11 protein-coding genes are annotated in these 17,341 nt (G+C 59.8%); 7 read left to right on the top strand and 4 right to left on the bottom strand.

The features are described from left to right. Nucleotides 1–2: 2 nt before the first annotated feature. A complete protein-coding gene (locus HQ843_RS20530) occupies nt 3–1,091 on the bottom strand; it encodes a type 2 periplasmic-binding domain-containing protein (protein WP_180901447.1) in 1,089 nt (362 codons plus the stop codon). Nucleotides 1,092–1,124: 33 nt separating this feature from the next. Continuing rightward, nucleotides 1,125–2,027 (bottom strand): amidohydrolase family protein, encoded by a 903-nt coding sequence (locus HQ843_RS20525; protein ID WP_210275305.1) that lies wholly within the window; start codon nt 2,025–2,027, stop codon nt 1,125–1,127. Nucleotides 2,028–2,169: 142 nt separating this feature from the next. Here HQ843_RS20525 and HQ843_RS20520 point away from each other — a divergent pair, with 142 nt between their 5' ends. From HQ843_RS20520 to HQ843_RS20490, 7 genes are all read left to right on the top strand, one after another. Then, on the top strand, nt 2,170–3,390 hold the full coding sequence (locus HQ843_RS20520) for a LysR substrate-binding domain-containing protein (RefSeq protein WP_180901448.1): 1,221 nt from the start codon (nt 2,170–2,172) through the stop codon (nt 3,388–3,390). 297 nt (nt 3,391–3,687) lie between these two features. Further along, complete coding sequence (locus tag HQ843_RS20515) at nt 3,688–4,599, top strand: tyrosine-type recombinase/integrase (RefSeq protein ID WP_371822131.1); 912 nt, start codon at nt 3,688–3,690, stop codon at nt 4,597–4,599. Between the two features lie 4 nt (nt 4,600–4,603). Further along, the gene (locus HQ843_RS20510) at nt 4,604–5,797 is read left to right on the top strand and encodes an IS91 family transposase (RefSeq protein WP_180901450.1); all 1,194 of its coding nucleotides are present in this window, start codon (nt 4,604–4,606) and stop codon (nt 5,795–5,797) included. Nucleotides 5,798–6,550: 753 nt separating this feature from the next. Beyond that, on the top strand, nt 6,551–7,210 hold the full coding sequence (locus HQ843_RS20505) for an esterase/lipase family protein (RefSeq protein ID WP_180901451.1): 660 nt from the start codon (nt 6,551–6,553) through the stop codon (nt 7,208–7,210). Between the two features lie 60 nt (nt 7,211–7,270). Then, nucleotides 7,271–8,353 (top strand): IS630 family transposase, encoded by a 1,083-nt coding sequence (locus HQ843_RS20500; protein WP_180899062.1) that lies wholly within the window; start codon nt 7,271–7,273, stop codon nt 8,351–8,353. A gap of 140 nt (nt 8,354–8,493) precedes the next feature. Continuing rightward, the gene (locus HQ843_RS20495) at nt 8,494–12,336 is read left to right on the top strand and encodes an HTH domain-containing protein (RefSeq protein WP_180901452.1); all 3,843 of its coding nucleotides are present in this window, start codon (nt 8,494–8,496) and stop codon (nt 12,334–12,336) included. Next, the gene (locus HQ843_RS20490; RefSeq protein WP_180901453.1) at nt 12,326–14,251 is read left to right on the top strand and encodes a hypothetical protein; all 1,926 of its coding nucleotides are present in this window, start codon (nt 12,326–12,328) and stop codon (nt 14,249–14,251) included. Before HQ843_RS20495 ends, HQ843_RS20490 begins: the two co-directional genes overlap by 11 nt. Before the next feature lie 223 nt (nt 14,252–14,474). On the opposite strand, the gene HQ843_RS20485 is transcribed toward HQ843_RS20490, so the two are convergent. Beyond that, on the bottom strand, nt 14,475–15,950 hold the full coding sequence (locus HQ843_RS20485; RefSeq protein ID WP_180902098.1) for a protein adenylyltransferase SelO: 1,476 nt from the start codon (nt 15,948–15,950) through the stop codon (nt 14,475–14,477). A 614-nt stretch (nt 15,951–16,564) separates the two neighbouring features. Then, nucleotides 16,565–17,314, bottom strand: a complete 750-nt coding sequence (locus tag HQ843_RS20480; RefSeq protein WP_180898696.1) for an SDR family oxidoreductase — start codon at nt 17,312–17,314, stop codon at nt 16,565–16,567. Nucleotides 17,315–17,341: the final 27 nt, after the last annotated feature.

Raw genomic sequence — 17,341 nt, 5'->3', positions numbered from 1 at the left:
GCTCAGAGCTTCGCGTAGATTTCCTGGCGCAGCGCCTCGGCATAACCTTCCTGGGTACTGCCGGGACCGGCGACGATGCCTTCCCACTTGTCGAGCAGTTCGCCGTAATGTTTGAACAGCGCCGGCGTTTCGGTGATGCCGGCCTCCTCGCCCTTGGCGACGATCCGCTCGATCTCGGCTGCGCGGAATTCCTCAAGCGTTGCCAGCATGTCGTCGCCCATAGGATAAGCCTCGGCGCCATCGGCGATTGCCGCCTCCAGCGCGCTTTCGCTGCCCGCGATATAGTTGAAAGTGATGGCGGCAAGCGTTTCCGGCGTCTCGTCGATCATCACCTGCTGCTGTTCCTCGCTCATCGCCTCCCAGGCATTGGTGTTGACGGCGAGATGAAGCAGGCCGCCGATCGCCCCGAGCGGCGTGGTGATCAGATTGTCGGCGACTTCCTTAAGATTGTTGGTTTCCAGCCAGTCGAACGGGGCGGCGGCGCATTCCACCTGACCGCGCTGCAGGCCCTCATAGACCTCGTCACTCTTCAGGTTGACCGGCACCATGCCGAATTCCTTGGCAATCAGGGCCAGTGAACCGACGGCGCGTACCCGCTTGCCCTTGGCATCCGTGAGCGATTTCATCGGCTGGTTGCACAGAAGCTGGAAGCTCGGCACCGCGAAACTCATGATCGGAACGGCGTTGACCTTGAGCAGTTCAGCCGTGCAGCCGGGGCAATCGAGATTGACGATCTCGTTCATGGCGCCGACGAGGACGCGCGGGTCTGCGATCATCAGTTCGGAAAGCAGGGCTTCGACCTGAAGCTGCGACGGCTCATAGACCGGGTTCAGCATGCCCGCATCGGAAAGCCCGTCACGCAGGATGCCGAGCAGCGCATTGCCGCCGCCAAGCGCGCCGCCGACGAACATCTTGAAATCAAGCGCGCCGTCGGTATCGGCCTTGACCCGCTCGAAATAGGTTTCCATCGCGGCGTTGACCGGATGTTGCGGCGGCAGATGGTTGTCATAGGTCAGTTCGCGCGCATCAGAGGCGGCAACCGACAGTGTCAGCATCGAGGCCGCGAGGGCCAGTCTGGTCATCATTTTCATTGTCATCCTCCCAGTTTTGAAATTTGTCTGCGCTCAGACCGGATCGAAGCCGTAAAGCTGACGCGCATTGTCGCGCACGATCTGCGTGCGCATCGTCTCATCAGGTATCCATTCGGCCAGAAGATCGACCAGCAGGCCATCATCCGGCATGGTGCGGCCATTCATGTTGACATGCGGCCAGTCCGTTCCCCAGACCATGCGTTCGGGCGCGAAATCGACGAGTTTTCTCGCAAGCGGTGTAACGCTTGGATATGGCGGCTCTTCCTGGGTACAGCGCATCGGACCCGAAAGCTTCACCCAGACCCGACCGGTATCCAGCATCTCCAGTACCCGACGGAAAGCCGGCTGCTCGATGCCGCCCGCAGCAGGCACATTGGCGAAATGATCGAGCACGATTGCCGCGTTCGGCAACGCCAGAAGCTGATCGGAAACATGCAGGATCTCGTCGCCATGCGGATAGAACTGCACATGCCAGCCAAGTTCATGGGCTATCGCCGCCATGCGCGGCGATATCTGCGGCAGGCCGCCGCCATGGGAAGGGCCGACGAAACGCAGACCGCGGACGCCAAGCCTGTCGAGTTCGGCCATCTCATCCATCGTCGTGGTCTCGGCCAGCAACGCGATGCCGCGGAAACGTTCAGGAAACCGGGAAAGCACATCCTTCAGGTGGCGCATATCCGTGCCGTAGCCGCCGCCGGAAACCAGCACGGCCTTCTCGAGCCCCAGCGTTTGCTGCACAGCAATATAAGTTTCGGGCAACATGTCGTCCGAGACGTAGCGGCTGGTCGCGGAAAAGCTGTACTGTTCCGCCGGGCCGAAAAGATGCATGTGGCTGTCAACGGCGCCGGCCGGAAGCTTCAGCGCCGGCACGCTCGGATTGGACACCGGCGGCTGGTTTCTGGGCTTTTCCACCATCATATTGCGTTGCTCGTTCATGCTGGACACCTCCTCCGGCTCCTTTCGGATCGGCCTTGTGATAGACCGTGAAAATGTCTCCGTCCAAGTAATTGTCATAGCTGTTTGATAAGTTTATTCTACTGGTCTGTATTTTCTATCATTCTGAAGGAGCCGTGGCCTCATGTATCCCCGCGTCAACCTGCGCCATCTGCGCCTGCTCGATGCGATCGCCCGCAACGGAACGCTTCACGCAACCGCTCAGCAGATCGGCTTGACGCAGCCCGCCGTAAGCCAGGGTATCGGACGACTGGAGTCGATCTACGGCGCAAAACTGTTCGACAGGGGGCGCAACGGCGCGCGGCTGACGGAAGAAGGCGAACTGGTGCTCGCCCGCGTGCGCCGGCTGATGGCCTTCATCACCCGGATGCGGCGGCGGGTGAACGGCGCGCGGCGCGGACGGCCGCCGGTGCAGTTGCAGCATCTCATTACGGCTTCGCAGCTTGAAATTCTGCTCGCGGTCGAGACCCATCGCGGCTTCGCCGCCGCGGCCCGCGAACTGGGTGTGGCGGAGCCGACCGTGCATCACGGCGCGCGCGCGGTCGAGCGGATCGTCGACCACACGCTGTTCCGCAGCGTCGGCAGCGGTATCGAGATCACCCCGATCGGGCGCGACCTGGCGCGGCTCGCTGGCCTCGCCCTCAGGGAAATCGAGGGGTCGTTCGAGGATATCGACGCCCTGCGCGGCCGGCGCGGCGGGCGGCTGGCGATCGGATCGCTGCCACTTGCCCGCACCGACCTGCTGCCGACCGCGATCACCGAATTGCACGCGGTCTATCCCAATGCGATCATCGAGATTGCTGAAGGAAGCTATGAGCATCTGCTGGAAAGACTACGCCGAGGCGACATCGATGCCATTATCGGCGCACTCCGAGAGCAAACCGGTGGCGACATTGAGGAACGCAAACTGATGGAAGACAGCCTTTCGGTGATCGCCCGATGCGGCCATCCGCTCGCCGCCCGCAACACGCTCGATCGCGCCGCTCTCCTTGCCTATCCCTGGGTCGTTTCCCGCAAGGGCACGCCGACGCGCAAACATTTCAACGCGTTGTTCGAAAACGCCATGCCTGAGAGCGGCCTGATCGAGTGTTCGTCGTTGGTCATCCTTCGGGCTTTGCTGATCAAATCGGACAGCCTGACATTGCTTTCGCGCCAACAGATCAAATATGAGGAGAGCCTCGGAATGCTGACGGCCCTACCAATGGCGCTGCCCGAAACCACCCGCTCCATCGGGGTGACGACCCGGCGCAACTGGAAGCCAACGGCGCTTCAGTCACGGTTTTTGGATATTCTTGACGATTTGGTGGCCGGCGAACTGCAACCGGTTGGAGGATTACCGAAATGACAATGCTCTTCCCTAGGGGTAGAAAAGTGACTGATGGAACTCAATAGTTGGTGTCAGGGCAGACCTTATTGCATATTCGTCGCCGAAAATTAAGCGCCTTGCGGGAAATGAATATGGAGAGGCGAATGAGCATTTTGAGGCTGGGTTCTGGGGCGGCGGCAAAGGGGCCGACGAACGAACCCGCTCCGCGGGAAGGCGCGTGGGGTTAGGAAACGGCGAGCACGCCGACGTTGAGGTTTAATTGAGCAAAGTTCTGTTCGGGTGAACCATCCGGTTTCCTTCAACAAAAGGAATCGAATGATGACCCGGATATTCCCCGATACTTCCGTCAGCACGCTGCGCCAGCGTCTGATCGATGACATGAACATGCCCCATTTCTCTTCGGCGACGCAGCGCAACTACATCCGCGACATTGGGCGTTTCACGACGTTTCTGGGACGATCGCCCGACACGGCGACGGCGGAGGAATTGCGGCGCTTCCAGAACGAGCAGCACGAAGCCGGCGTTCCTGTGCCGACCATGAACAGCATCGTCTCGGCCCTGCGTTTCTTCTTCACCCACACGCTTGACCGGCCCGATCTGGCACGCAGGCTGGTCCGTGTGAACCAGCCCCGCAATCTGCCGGTCGTCCTGAGCCGCGACGAGGTCGCTCGCTTGCTGGAGGCAACAACCTGCCTCAAGCATCAGGCTGCTCTGGCGGTTGCCTATGGCGCGGGGTTGCGCGTATCTGAAGTCGCACATCTCAAGGTGCGCGATATCGACAGCGAACGCATGCTGCTGCGGGTGGAGCGCGGCAAGGGTGGACGCTATCGCAACGCGATGCTGTCCGCCGACCTGCTTCGTCTTCTGCGCCAGTGGTGGGTCGCCGGACGCCAACAGGGCGTGATGCATCGTGACGGGTGGCTGTTTCCAGGGCAACATTCCATGAACCCGATCAGTACCCGACAGCTCCATCGCATCGTCGTCGAAGCCGCCCGGGTTGCAGATATCCCCAAACGGGTCGGCCCACACACATTACGCCACAGCTTCGCCACCCACCTTCTGGAGGATGGCACCGACATCCGGATCATCCAGGTCTTGCTTGGACATGCCAAGCTGAACAATACGGCACTCTACACAAAGGTGGCGACCCGAACGGTTCACGCCGTGATCAGCCCGCTCGACAGGCTCGGCATCTTCAGAACGGAAGAGATATCGCCCGACGGCTGAACCGATGCGCACCTCAATCGAGGTCGCCGACATCTTCCGCTCCGCCGGACCCGCCTACCGGGCAGCGCATCAAGGACATCTCAACCTGGCCCACCTCAAGGTGATGTCGGCGATCGAGCATTGCCGCACGGTCGCGTTGGGCGGTCATGTCGAGGCCTGCGAGGATTGCGGAGAGTGGCGCATCGCTTATAACTCCTGTCGCAACCGGCACTGCCCGAAATGCCAGAGTGCCGCCGCGCGCGCCTGGCTTGCCAGACGTGAGGCCGACCTCCTGCCGGTGGGATATTTCCACGTCGTCTTCACGCTGCCCAACGAGGTTGCCGACATCGCCTTCCACAACAAGGCGCTCGTCTACGACCTTCTGTTCAAGACCGCATCACAAACCATGCTGACGATCGCCGCCGATCCGAAGCATCTCGGCGCGCGCATCGGCATCACCGCCGTGCTCCACACATGGGGTTCGGCCATGATGCATCATCCCCATGTTCACATGATCGTGCCGGGCGGCGGCATCGCCCTTGATGGAAGCCGTTGGATATCATCACGCCCGGCGTTCCTCCTGCCGGTGCGCGTGCTCGGCAAGCTGTTCCGCCGCCTGTTCCTCACGCGACTGCTTCAGCTCCGTGACGCCGGCAAACTTACCTTCTTCGGCTCAGTGGCACATCTGGCCGATCGCCGGGCATTTGTGCGGCACCTGTCGCCAGTCCGCAAGAAACGCTGGGTCGTTTACGCCAAGTCGCCCTTCGCCGGCCCGGAGGCGGTTCTGGCCTATCTGTCGCTTTACACGCACCGGGTGGCGATCTCGAATAGCCGCCTCGTCTCTTTCGACGAGACCGGCGTCACCTTCCGCTACAAGGACTATCGCCGCGACGGTGCGGACCGGCAGCAGATCATGACGCTTGCCACGACTGAGTTCATCCGCCGCTTCCTGATCCATCTTCTGCCGAAGGGCTTCCACCGCATTCGCCATTACGGTTTGCTCGCCGGCGGCTCCCGCAAGACCTGTATCGCACGCGCCCGCGAACTCCTGAACGCTGTCCAGCCGCCTGATCACGACGCAGCCGATGCGCCGGTCGACTTCCGGCCCCCATGCCCCTGCTGCGGAGGGCGCATGATCGTCATCGAGGTGTTCGAGCGCTGGCGCCAGCCACGCGGGCCACCGGAAACGGCAGCAACCAACCGGGAGAATGCGTCATGACCCGGCATGGCATAGCCACAAATCTTGCCCGGGATACTCCGCCCGAGGCAGTGCTCCCGTGCGCTTCCATCACCATGACCGAGGCCGACCAGGTCGTCCACCGGCATATGTTTCCCCCACACTGCAGCTCAAAAACACGCCGAAACGGCCGGGCCGCAACAGGTACGGCGCGAAAAATGCCCATCCACGTCAGTTCAGGGACGGGCTCAAAGTCGAAATCCCCATAGTCCAGCCTTCGCCGCCCGCGGGTTCCTTCCTCGGCGACTTTCGTACGCCTGACGGCATCCGAAACTCTTCACGACTTACCGATTGTCAGCTTTGGGGTGCTTCAAGCGAGAAGCGGACGTATCGCCCAATAGCGTCGAGGGCGGTAACTACGCCCCAAACCAGAGATCAGAACATGACTACCATCGTGCCTAACGACGACCGAAGGCAACCCTCCCAATGTAGTTTTCGGTGCTGCCGCTCTCGCTATGTTGCGTAGAGCAGGGCCGAGATATAAATTCGACACTGTTTTCTTCCGCAGATAGATTCGGAAGGACGCATTCAGGGGAATACCCCATTCCTGACCCTACTTGCGAGCCTGACTTATAACGGGCCGTGAGCCACGATTTTCAATGGATAGCTTACGATGCGCCGTGACGTCTCCCGAGATTGATGTGTAAATGTCCATAATTGCAGTAGATTAATGCGTTTTTCCTTTCTGTTCGGCACTGTGTTTCGCTAGTATCTCCCTTGAGGAGAAAGCAGTCTTTGGTCGATATCAAGCGTCCATCGAGAAAGTCGTTTGATCACGTGGATACCCACGTGGTGTTCGTCCATGGGCTTGAAGGTGACATAGAAGGCACTTGGACTTCCGGCGAAGGTTCCAATGCTGAATTCTGGCTTCAATGGCTCGAAGAGGACGTGCCTAATGTTGCCGTCTGGAGCGTTGGCTATCTTGCATCGCGTTTCAAGTGGAACGGCGGAATTGCCATGGCACCTGAGGACCGGGCGGAACAAATACTTCAACGTTTACTTGCAGAACCTGGACTCGCGAATGGCACTATCATTCTCGTTGGTCACAGTATGGGCGGCGTTATCATAAAGGAGATGCTGCGTCTTGCCGAGACACAGGCGGCTACGGATCAGGGCGTGGCCAGTTTCGAGCGTCGCGTCCGGAAGGCGGCGTTTATAGCTACACCCCATCAGGGGTCTTGGATGTCGTCTGTTGCAAGCAATCTGGGATTCTTTTTCAGACCTAGCGCGGCAACTGCGGCACTTGGTCGGAACAACCGACACCTGGCGGCCCTCAATACGTGGTTCAGGAATTACGCGACCGGCGCCAGGCTCGCCGTTGTCGGGTTCGGCGAAACGCTGCGAACGCGCCTGGGTCAGGTGGTCCTCCCTGACAGCTCCGATCTAGTGGATTGATCGGATCAAAGGAGTCCGTTGGTTGATTCCCAACCGCTTTGAGATGTGCGAGTCTGCGGCATGCGCAGCAACATTTCCTTTACGGTATCTCCCGACGACCGGCAGCGATTGAGCGCCATCGTCGCGGCCCCGAACAGCCCACAGAAGCACGTCTGGCGGGCACGTATCATCCTTCTGAGCGACGATGGTCTGGGCACCTCGGCGATCATGGCCGAGACCGGCAAGTCGAAAACCTGTGTGTGGCGCTGGCAGGAGCGGTTCATGCATGAGGGCGTCGACGGCCTGCTTCATGACCGGTCCCGGCCACCCGGCAAGGCGCCGGTCCCGCCGGAGCGTGTTGCCGAGATCGTCCGCTTGACGCAGGAACCGCCGCCGCACGAGGCAACACACTGGACGCTGCGCGCCATGGCCAGGGTCGCCGGCATCGCGGCCTCGACGGTTCAGGCGATCTGGAAGGCTCACGGTCTCAGCCCGCATCGCTGGAGGCAGTTCAAACTCTCCAACGATCCAGCCTTCGCCGAAAAGCTCACCGACATCGTTGGTCTTTATGTCGACCCGCCGGCCCATGCCGTGGTGCTGTCGGTTGACGAGAAATCACAGATACAGGCTCTCGACAGAACCCAGCCCGGACTGCCGATGAAGAAGGGCCGTGCCGGCACCATGACCCACGATTACAAGCGCCACGGCACCACCACTCTGTTTGCCGCGCTCAACGTGCTGGATGGCACGGTCATCGGCCAGAACATGCAGCGCCACCGCCATCAGGAGTTCATCCGCTTCCTCAACCGCATCGAGCGCGAGGTGCCGCAAGACAAGGCCATCCACGTCATCCTCGACAATTACGCCGTACACAAAAAGGACAAGGTCCGCGCCTGGCTCGCCCGCCATCCGCGCTGGACCTTCCACTTCACCCCGACATCCTGCTCCTGGCTCAACGCCGTCGAGGGCTTCTTCGCCAAACTCACACGGCGAAGGCTCAAATACGGGGTCTTCCATTCCGTCGTCGATCTGCAGGCCGCAATCAACCGTTTCGTGCGCGAATACAATGCTGACTGTCCCAAGCCATTTGTCTGGAAAGCCGATCCCGAGGACATCATCACCGCACGAAACCGAGGGTTCCAAACGTTGGAATCAAACCACTAGGACTGCCTTCACCAGCAAGGTTTACACTTCTGGATGAGGATCATTCCAGCATTTCCAGGCCCGCGACGCGTGCCAAAGACATCTATGTTCTACTCAAGGCGTTCGTTCTGGAAGCCATCGGTAGCGAACATCCGCGGGCGGTGCAGGCGCAACAGCTGCAAAGTGTTTCCGACGGGGTGCAGGAGCTTCTGCGTCGTGGTGGTGGCCGACCGGTACGCGGGGTGGTCAATCCGATCATCGACCGCAGTGCCGCTGACCGCGTTCTGCGCATGCGGCGATCGCGCTACTTCGTCGGCGCCGATCCGAAAGCTGATGCCCGCCAGATCTCTCGTGATATCCTCGTAGGTGAATTGCTGGATGCTTCGAGCGCAACAAAGTCCAATGCGCTGGCATGGTGTGCACGGTTTCTTTCATCTGACGATCCGGCTGACGCCGAGAGGCTGGTGGAAGAAGCACGCCGTCTCGGGACCGGCGATGAGATTAGAATTGCGTCTGCCTTCATTACAGCCGCGCGCGGTGACAAACAGGGCGCGCTGGACTCCATATCTTCGATCAGCGCACCACTCGGTCAGACGGCCACACTCATGATAGGAGTCAATGGTCTCTCTTCGCAGGATGCCGTGGAATGGATTAACGGTAGCGGTGCCGCGTTTGAAGACCTTGATGGTGATGGCAAGTTTATTGCCATGGCACGCCTGATTGCCGACTGCGCAGTCGATAAGGCACTCGACGCGGCATCACGCGTTACGCTCACTGACGCGGAATATTGTCCAACCCTCCATCACTCGATTGGTATGTCACATCTGCTGGCGGCTGTTCCGCCTGAGATGCAGGAGGTACTAGTCGAGCATACGCCATTTGACTGGGCACATTTCCCCTTGCAGGAGGACCCTGCGTCGCTGGAACACCTGCGCAGTGCGCGTGAAAGTTTTGCGGCGGCTGCTCTTGCTGCGGCACAGCTTCGCTGCGACGCAGCGCGCCAGAGTGCAGACGACTTTGCGCTGTGGCTCGCGCTACGTGACCCAGCGGAAGTGGTAGCCGCACGTGAGCGGCTTGTTCGCAGCATGGCGGACCCACGTGACATGGTCCACCGTGTGCCCATGGCAATGCAGTTTGGTCTGCAACTGGACCGCGCGGCGGTGGATCAGGCGATCACTACCGTTGAGGCGAAAGGTGGACCAGATCGGCACGATGCACTGATGGCGCGATTCGTTCTCACAATCGATGACGATGATCCAGCGGCGCTTGCACAGTTTATCGGCGCCAACCGGGACAGGCTTTCACTGCTTATGGGCGCGACAGCGGTCTCATCGTTCGAGATTAGGGCGCTTGCTGAAGATGACCGGCAGCCGGAAGCTCAGGCGAAGCTGACTGAGCTGCGCGCAAGCGGTACCGCGACAAAGGAAGATCTTCAAAAGCTTGATGGCGCTCTCGCAGACGTTCGCGGCGAAGACACGATTTCTGCAATTGAAGAACGTTTCCGAACGACCGTAGCGCTTGATGATCTGATCGTTCTTGTCGGTCGTCTTCAGGAGCGTGAAGACTGGGTTCGCCTAGTTCCCTATGCAAGACAGCTGTTTGATCGTCTTAATAACCTGCAAAGCGCGTCCGCATATGCCCGCGCCGCTCACGAGAGCAACGACTGGTTGGCGGTAGTCGCCTTTCTTGAGGACAAACGTGACTTTCTGGATAGGTCTGACAATCTGCGTCAGATCTATGCATGGTCACTGTTCCGTCTGGGTGAGGTAATGCGCTCAAGGGATGCGCTGGCGCCGCTGCTTGCCAAACGGAACAACCCGAACGATCACGCCCTACAGATCAATGTGGCGATTACCTCTGGTGACTGGGGTTCACTGGCGAGCCTGGTCGAGAAGGTATGGAATGACAGGGCTGATCGTTCCGCTACAGATCTCCTGCAGGCGGGTCAGATCGGAGCGATCATCGGCTCTCTCAGGACACAAGCCTTGATCCACGAAGCTGTCGCGAAGAGTCCATCTGACGCTGCCGTTCTCGTAACCGCGTACCACACTGCAGTTTCGGGCGGATGGGAGGACAATGAGGCGGCCAATAACTGGCTGAGATCGGCGATGGAGGCATCGGACGGGCAGGAGGGTGCTCCACTGCAGCGCATGTCCTTCGACGATCTGATGAACATGCGTCCGGACTGGGAGCGCTTTGAAAGCGAAACCTGGGATCAACTTTCGAAGGGCCAGATGCCACTGTTCGTTGCAGCGATGAGGCTGAACCGAACGACGATCAGCATGCTGCTCACCTCGGCCCTCGCCAACCTGGACGAGGCCGATCCTCGAAAACGCGGCCTGCTGCTGACATTCAGCGGAAGAGCTGCCGCGTCCATCGCTCCAAGTCCGGCCCCTGGCAGCATCGTAACTCAGGCTGCTCCACGAAACGCAGCTGATCAGACAACGATAGCCCTCGAAGCATCATCACTACTCGTTCTGTCATTCATTGACCGACTCGGCCTCGTGATTGAGAGGTTCCGGCAGATTGTCATTCCGCATTCCACGTTGCGCTGGTTGATCGGCGAACGTCAGCGAACCGAATTCCATCAGCCATCTCAGGTGAGAAGTGCTCACGAACTTCGGGACCTGCTTTCGCAGGACGCCTACTTCATTGTCGATGCCATCCGTCGTCCTGATTCCAATCTCACGGATGACGTCGGAGAAGAGCTGGCGATACTGCTGGAGACCGCACGCATCCTCGACGAGGAAGCAATCGAGAAGGTTGTTGTAAGGCCGGGGCCGGTACATAGGCCGGCGTCCCTGATGAAGGAAAATGCAGACCTTTCGGAATTCAGCGACGTGCTTTGCGGATGCGGCGATGTCATCACTGCGCTTCTGGCACAGGGGCAGTTGACGGATGAAGAGGCTAAGAGGGCGAGGGACTATCTCGATCTTCACGAAGTTCCGTGGGAGCAGACGCCTCCAATACGCACTGGTGCTACGCTCCTGCTTGACGATCTGGCTATTTCAACCCTTCAGCACCTGTGTCTGATCGGAAGTCTCGGGGGTGCCGGCTTCAGGATCGGCATCCCTCGCGGTCATGTGGAACGCGTCGACGCGCTGATCCGCCACCAAGCCTACGCCAACGGAACAATCGAACACATTGAGCGCATACGGACCGCGCTGGCTGATGGCATCGCATCGGGAAAGGTCAGGGTGGGGCCGGAAGCCGCTGACGAAGATGAAGAAATCGCACGTGTGGCGCAGCACCCGACTGCCGGCGTCTTCGGGCTGGCCCCGATGGTTGATCTCATCATTGTTGACGATCGGGCTCTGAACCAGTTCGCCAACGTGAATGCGGATGGCAACGTCATCTCTGTCGGCTGCACGCTTGACCTTCTGGGGATGCTTGAACGCAGCACGGCTATCAGCGCGCCGGAACGCACTGAAGCCGAGACCAGACTCCGGCGCGCGGGCTTCCAGATGATGCCGCTTCGCCTGGACGAGCTGGTTCGCCTCGTAAATGCGGCCCCCATCCAGAACGGCGAAATCCAGGAAACTGCCCACCTAAAGTCGATCAGGGAAAGCATAGAGCGCCTGAGAATGACTGATACGCTGCAGCTTCCTCCCGACCAGCCGTGGTTTGACAGTCTGCTCATGACGGTGCGTGAGGGCGTCCGGGCCCAGTGGAACGATGAGATTGATGATGCAACCGCACGGGCACGGTCGGATTGGCTTCTGGGTCTGCTGCACATGCAGGGGTGGTCGCACAGGTTCGATGCTGCCAATGATCGTGGCGCAATCATCAACCGGTACCGGTTGATGTCCTGGCTCATCATGTCGGTACCGCTGACCAACATCGGTGAATCCATGCGACGTTATTCGGCATGGCTGGAGAGCACGTTGATTGAGCAGATGCGCTCGTTTGATCCCGCATCACTCGAAGCCCTGGTTGAACAGGTCAGAAACTACATCGAGGCATTTGCTGAACAGCTTGACCAGAGGACGGGCGATGACGATTGAGGAGCGTAAGGCCATCGTCCGTGAGCTTCTGGGTTACTTCCCGGAAACGGTCGTTGACCGTCTCACTCTTGATCGCGCATTCCGCAGGCGCAATGACTTCCGTACGGTAGCGACCATCAATTTTACAAGCGTCGATGCGCCGTTCCCGAGGAACGAACTTATGCGGGCCGTTGGTCGGGTCTTCCGTGCGGGATCTGCCCCGGAGAACATCACTGATGATACTGGCGGTATCTGGCAACTGGCATTCGATGCCGAAGCGGGTGAACCCTTCCTGACGAAAGGCGATCAGCGCGTGCCGCTGGGAGGCCTGTGGTACGTGGCGGCAGATGATACGACGCGTCGCTCTATGCTTGAGCAGTTGTTCAGTGAGAATCGTGCTGTAGGTGCCGATCTGGACCGCTGGCGGGAGCTTCTGACGGAAGGCCCTATTGATTTCGAGGAAATCGAGGCTTTCCATGAGGATGTCGCGCGCACGCCAACACAAGTCGTTCTCGGCATACGCACCGGTATGGCAGAGGGGAGTTCGACGCAGGAGTCTCTCACACCAAAAGGACTACACTACTACGAGCGCCTCGTAGGGGCCCACGGGACCGCGACTACCTTGACATCCTTTTCGGAGGGGCCCGCGCGGGATCATGTCACTTCATTGCTCGCGTGGAATGCGGAAGAGGGGCTTCGTCAGGCGCTGCTCTCAGGATCGCAGTCCAGTCTGACGCCAGCGCTGCCGGATGGCTTTGATGTCACCGTATTGGAGCGCGTAATTGCCTGGGTGGCCGCGCGTGGGGACCGTATCTCCCAGACGTCGGCGTTTGAGCTTGGCGTCAGGCACCTCAGGGATCGGCCTGAACTAATGCCATTTCTCGTCTCGATCGCTACGCAGATCAGGGATGATGATCCTGAAGATGAAAACGGCCGTCTCCTTCTGTTGTCCAATCTCTTCATATTTGTGGATGGGTCACTAGCGCACCTTGGACATCTCAGGAACGTTCCTCCCTTCTGGCGTCGCATCGCAGCGACTGCACAGGCGTCCATGATCGAAAGGGAGTACGTGCGCGGAGGGATTTCGCCGGCCAGCTCTACCAGGTGGATGAATGGCGGTCGCGGGACACCGTTCTACCTTCAAAACTCGATTGACGGGCGCCTGGAGCCGCGCTGGCTGCCTGATTTCGCGACACCGCATCAGTGGAAACAGGAACTTGCCAGCAGGCTCGTTGGGACAGCTGTCCTGCATTCTGATGTGATCGAGGGTACACCTCTCGCGCCTCTCGTCCTGTTAGATGGTGAGGGCAGTCTTCGCGCCCAGTTCGAGTTTCCGTTCACTTATCTGCCAGGGCCCGTTGAGGGCGGCCTTGACCGGATGGTTGAAGCACCGCCCGAGTTCGAGGCATTGGTTCGCGAGAGCGTTTCGGTTGATGTGACCAATCCTGAATCTTTCAACGCCCTGGTCAATACCTGCCTTGTTTTCCGCACACCACCAGAACTTGCTCAGGAGGCAGCGGAGGCAATCAAGGCTGCAAAGTACCGCATCCGTGATAACGCGCGCACCGGCCAGAATTTCGCGATGCTGAGCGGGCTTGCGATGGTTGCTGCCGTGACACGCAGTCAGGATCTGGCGCGCGAAGTCCGTGTGCTCAATCGTGTTGCACTGAGGCGGGTCAATAGTGATCTGGATATCATCCAGTCATTCCGGATCGGCATGATCGCAGCGAACGCGTTCTCTGATCTCAACGAGTGGCGCAAGTTTGTTGGAGACTGGGTAACCGAACTTGCCTTTAGCGATATGGGTCGGCCGACTGCATCGCAGTTGCATGGGCTTGTCGAAGTGCTGTGCGATCTGGAGCCAGCTTTGTGGGCAACGCTTTCAAAGGCCGACGCTGCACTTACATCCTATATCAGTTCAGTTCAGCCGGCGTGATCAAACTGCGGCTTACGTCATGCCCGTGTAAAGCGCGGCGAGTGTGCCGAACTTCATGCCGATAGGTTGGCAGGTGATGTCTGCTTCGGGGAACGCGCGAAGGTTCGTTGAACGACCGGAAGGGGGGCGCATTCCCGTCCGTCTCGTTTGGGCCGATAGCGGCCATTAAAAGAGCCGCTCCCCGGTCCGCCAAATAGGATTGCGTCGCTCGCGGGCCGCGCGTTTACGTGCCACAGAAGGTTCGGTAGGCCGCCTCGGGCACCGGCGGAAGGCCGGCATAATCGGTGAACTCCGCCTGATCCTCGAAAGGCGTGGCCAGTGCTTCGTTCAAGCGTTCGAAGGGGGCCAGGTCCCCGGCCATCGCGGCGGCAAGCGCTTTCTCGACGAGGTGGTTGCGCGGAATGATCGCCGGGTTCACCGCATCCATCGCAGCGCGACGTTCACCCGGCTCTCTCGGTTCGGCCGCAAGGCGCTGACGCCAGCGAGCCGCCCAGCCGTCATAGGCGGTTGGATCGGCAAAGAGACCGCGAAGCGCCCCGTCGGCCTGCGCGCTTTCCGCTGCTTTGCCGAGATTGCGGAAGGTCACGGTGAAGTCCGCATTCTGCCGTGCCATGTGCCCAAGAAGATCCTCGATCAACGCGGCGTCTTCCGTCCGCGGTGTCTGCAAACCGATCTTCGCGCGAAAACCGTCGAGATAAGCGGTGTTGAATGCGTTCGCAAAGCCGGAAAGGACCTCCTGTGCGGCATCAATGGCTTTGTTTTCGTCTGGATCGAGATGAGGAAGCAGGCATTCTGCCAGACGTAGGAGGTTCCAGTTCGCGATGCGGGGCTGGTTGGCGTAGGCGTAACGCCCGTTCCGGTCGATCGAAGAGAAGACGGTCGCGGGATCGTAAGCGTCGAGGAAGGCACACGGGCCGTAGTCGATCGTTTCCCCGGCGATCGACATATTGTCGGTGTTCATGACGCCGTGAACGAAGCCGATCTGCATCCAGCGTGCGACGAGTTCCGCCTGACGGGCGCAGACGCCCTGGAGAAGAGCGCGGTAGGGATTGGAAGCGCCAGCGGCCTCGGGATAATGCCTGTCAATCACATGGTCGGCGAGTTGGCGAACCGCGGCGTCGTCGCCCCGTGCCGCGAAGAACTGGAACGTGCCGACGCGTATATGGCTGGAGGCGACACGCGTAAGGACCGCGCCCGGCAGGGCCGTTTCCCGGTAGACTGGCTCTCCCGTCGCGACCGCGGCCAGCGCCCGTGTGGTTGGGATGCCGAGCGCGGCCATGGCCTCGCTGACGAGATACTCGCGCAAGACCGGGCCGAGCGCGGCCCGTCCGTCGCCGTTGCGCGAAAAATTGGTGGGGCCAGCCCCCTTCAGTTGAATGTCTCGACGCCGACCCTGTCGGTCGACGACCTCGCCGAGGAGGATGGCGCGCCCATCGCCGAGTTGCGGCACGAAGTTTCCGAATTGATGTCCGGCGTAAGCGGCCGCTATCGGCTCGGCTCCCGCTGGCAGCCGGTTGCCGGCGAAGATTTCAACCCCTTCAGCATTGTCCAACACATCCGCGTCGAGCCCGAGTTCCTCGGCGAGTGGCCGGTTCACCTTCAGGAGATGCGGCGCGGCGACGGGTGACGGCGCGGTAGGCCGGTGGAAGGCGGCACCGAGATGCGCGTAGCTGTTGTCGAAGTCGAAATGTACCGTCATCTTTTCCGCATCGCTTCCGTCGTACCGCTCGGCCGCTGGCTCTCGACCATTCTGTACATAGGTGGCGTTGCCGATGTCGGATTTCCAGGGCAATGCCTGACCACAAACGTCTCTGTCTGACACGTTACATCGGCACGGAAGTAGCAGATCCATCCGACCAGGACAGAATATGCACGCCGAGGATCAAGGCAGTGCCGTCCTTTGGACCAGGGCGAACGAGATCCTCTCGATGATCAGCTGGGCATTGGCAGTTGGCACTATCATGCTGCATGCTCAGTTGCCGTTGGAGGTATAGCCCAAAATTCATGCTGCTTAATCGCCAAGGCTGACGGGCAGTCGCGTATTTTACCCAAAGCCTTCCAGCCCTTCCCCCCTTATAGACACTGCAGCAACCTGCGCGGATCGGCAGCTTTCAGGGAAATCGAAAACCCGCTTGAACGACCGAAATGGAGACACTTTACTGACCGGCTGGAACGGGGCCGTGTCCGGACTGGCGGGTTTGAACTCAGATCATGAGCTAGGCGGCCATTCACGCTTCATGGGCTTGGAACCGTTTTCGACCCGGAACGGTCCTTCGAGCAGTTCACCTCGAAGGACCGCAGTGAAAGATGCACCTATTTCACCGCCGAATTTCCCCCGTCCGCGAATAGCGCGGAACCTGTCACGAAGCTCGATGCTGGCCCCGCCAAAAACAACGCGGCCTGCGCGATTTCTTCTGGTTGGGCTATTCGCTTCATCGCATGGAGACCGGCGGCCCAATCTTTCTGCGATTGATCGCCCGCCATCCCCGTGTCTGTGCCGCCCGGAAGAAGGGCGTTGGCCCGTATATTTTTTACGCCATAGTCCGCCGCGATGCCTTTGACCAAGCCCATCAGTCCTGCTTTTGCGGCGGCGTAGGCACTCATCCCTGGCAAACCGACGCTCGTGCCGACAAAGCTGGAGGTAAAAACAATAGAGCCGCCTCCGCGTTCGAGCATTGCCGGTATCTGATAACGGCTCGCAAAAAATGCACCGTTCAGGTTTGTGGCGATCGTTTGAATCCATTCTTCGGATTCCAGTTCAGCGACCGGTTTTAAGGCACCCACGGTCCCGGCATTGTTGAAGGCGATATCAAGACCTCCAAAAACCTGCACGGCTTCCGCGACCAGTTGTTCATGTGTTTCAGCCGAACTCACATCGCCGGCAACTAAATGCGCGCGTCCGCCTGTTTCTTGGATACGCTTCGCGACGTCCTCCAAAGCCGCTTTCCCACGCGCGTTCAAAACCACGCATGCGCCCTCAGCGGCAAAAAGCAACGCGGCCGAACGGCCGATGCCGGATGACGCGCCGGAGATAATTGCAACTTTATCCTGTAATATTCCCACAAGTGTTCTCCTTAAATTGGAGACTGA

The sequence above is a fragment of the Martelella sp. NC20 genome (genome assembly GCF_013459645.1).
Lineage (GTDB): Bacteria > Pseudomonadota > Alphaproteobacteria > Rhizobiales > Rhizobiaceae > Martelella.
This window is presented reverse-complemented; position numbering and strand designations above follow the sequence as displayed.

What these genes read in the sequence shown, in the direction of transcription:
- HQ843_RS20485 (WP_180902098.1), bottom strand. Translation starts at nt 15,950, where the DNA reads ATGACGGTACATTTCGACTTCGACAACAGCTACGCGCATCTCGGTGCC.
- HQ843_RS20490 (WP_180901453.1), top strand. Translation starts at nt 12,326, where the DNA reads ATGACGATTGAGGAGCGTAAGGCCATCGTCCGTGAGCTTCTGGGTTAC.
- HQ843_RS20515 (WP_371822131.1), top strand. Translation starts at nt 3,688, where the DNA reads ATGATGACCCGGATATTCCCCGATACTTCCGTCAGCACGCTGCGCCAG.
- HQ843_RS20510 (WP_180901450.1), top strand. Translation starts at nt 4,604, where the DNA reads ATGCGCACCTCAATCGAGGTCGCCGACATCTTCCGCTCCGCCGGACCC.
- HQ843_RS20500 (WP_180899062.1), top strand. Translation starts at nt 7,271, where the DNA reads ATGCGCAGCAACATTTCCTTTACGGTATCTCCCGACGACCGGCAGCGA.
- HQ843_RS20520 (WP_180901448.1), top strand. Translation starts at nt 2,170, where the DNA reads ATGTATCCCCGCGTCAACCTGCGCCATCTGCGCCTGCTCGATGCGATC.
- HQ843_RS20530 (WP_180901447.1), bottom strand. Translation starts at nt 1,091, where the DNA reads ATGAAAATGATGACCAGACTGGCCCTCGCGGCCTCGATGCTGACACTG.
- HQ843_RS20525 (WP_210275305.1), bottom strand. Translation starts at nt 2,027, where the DNA reads ATGAACGAGCAACGCAATATGATGGTGGAAAAGCCCAGAAACCAGCCG.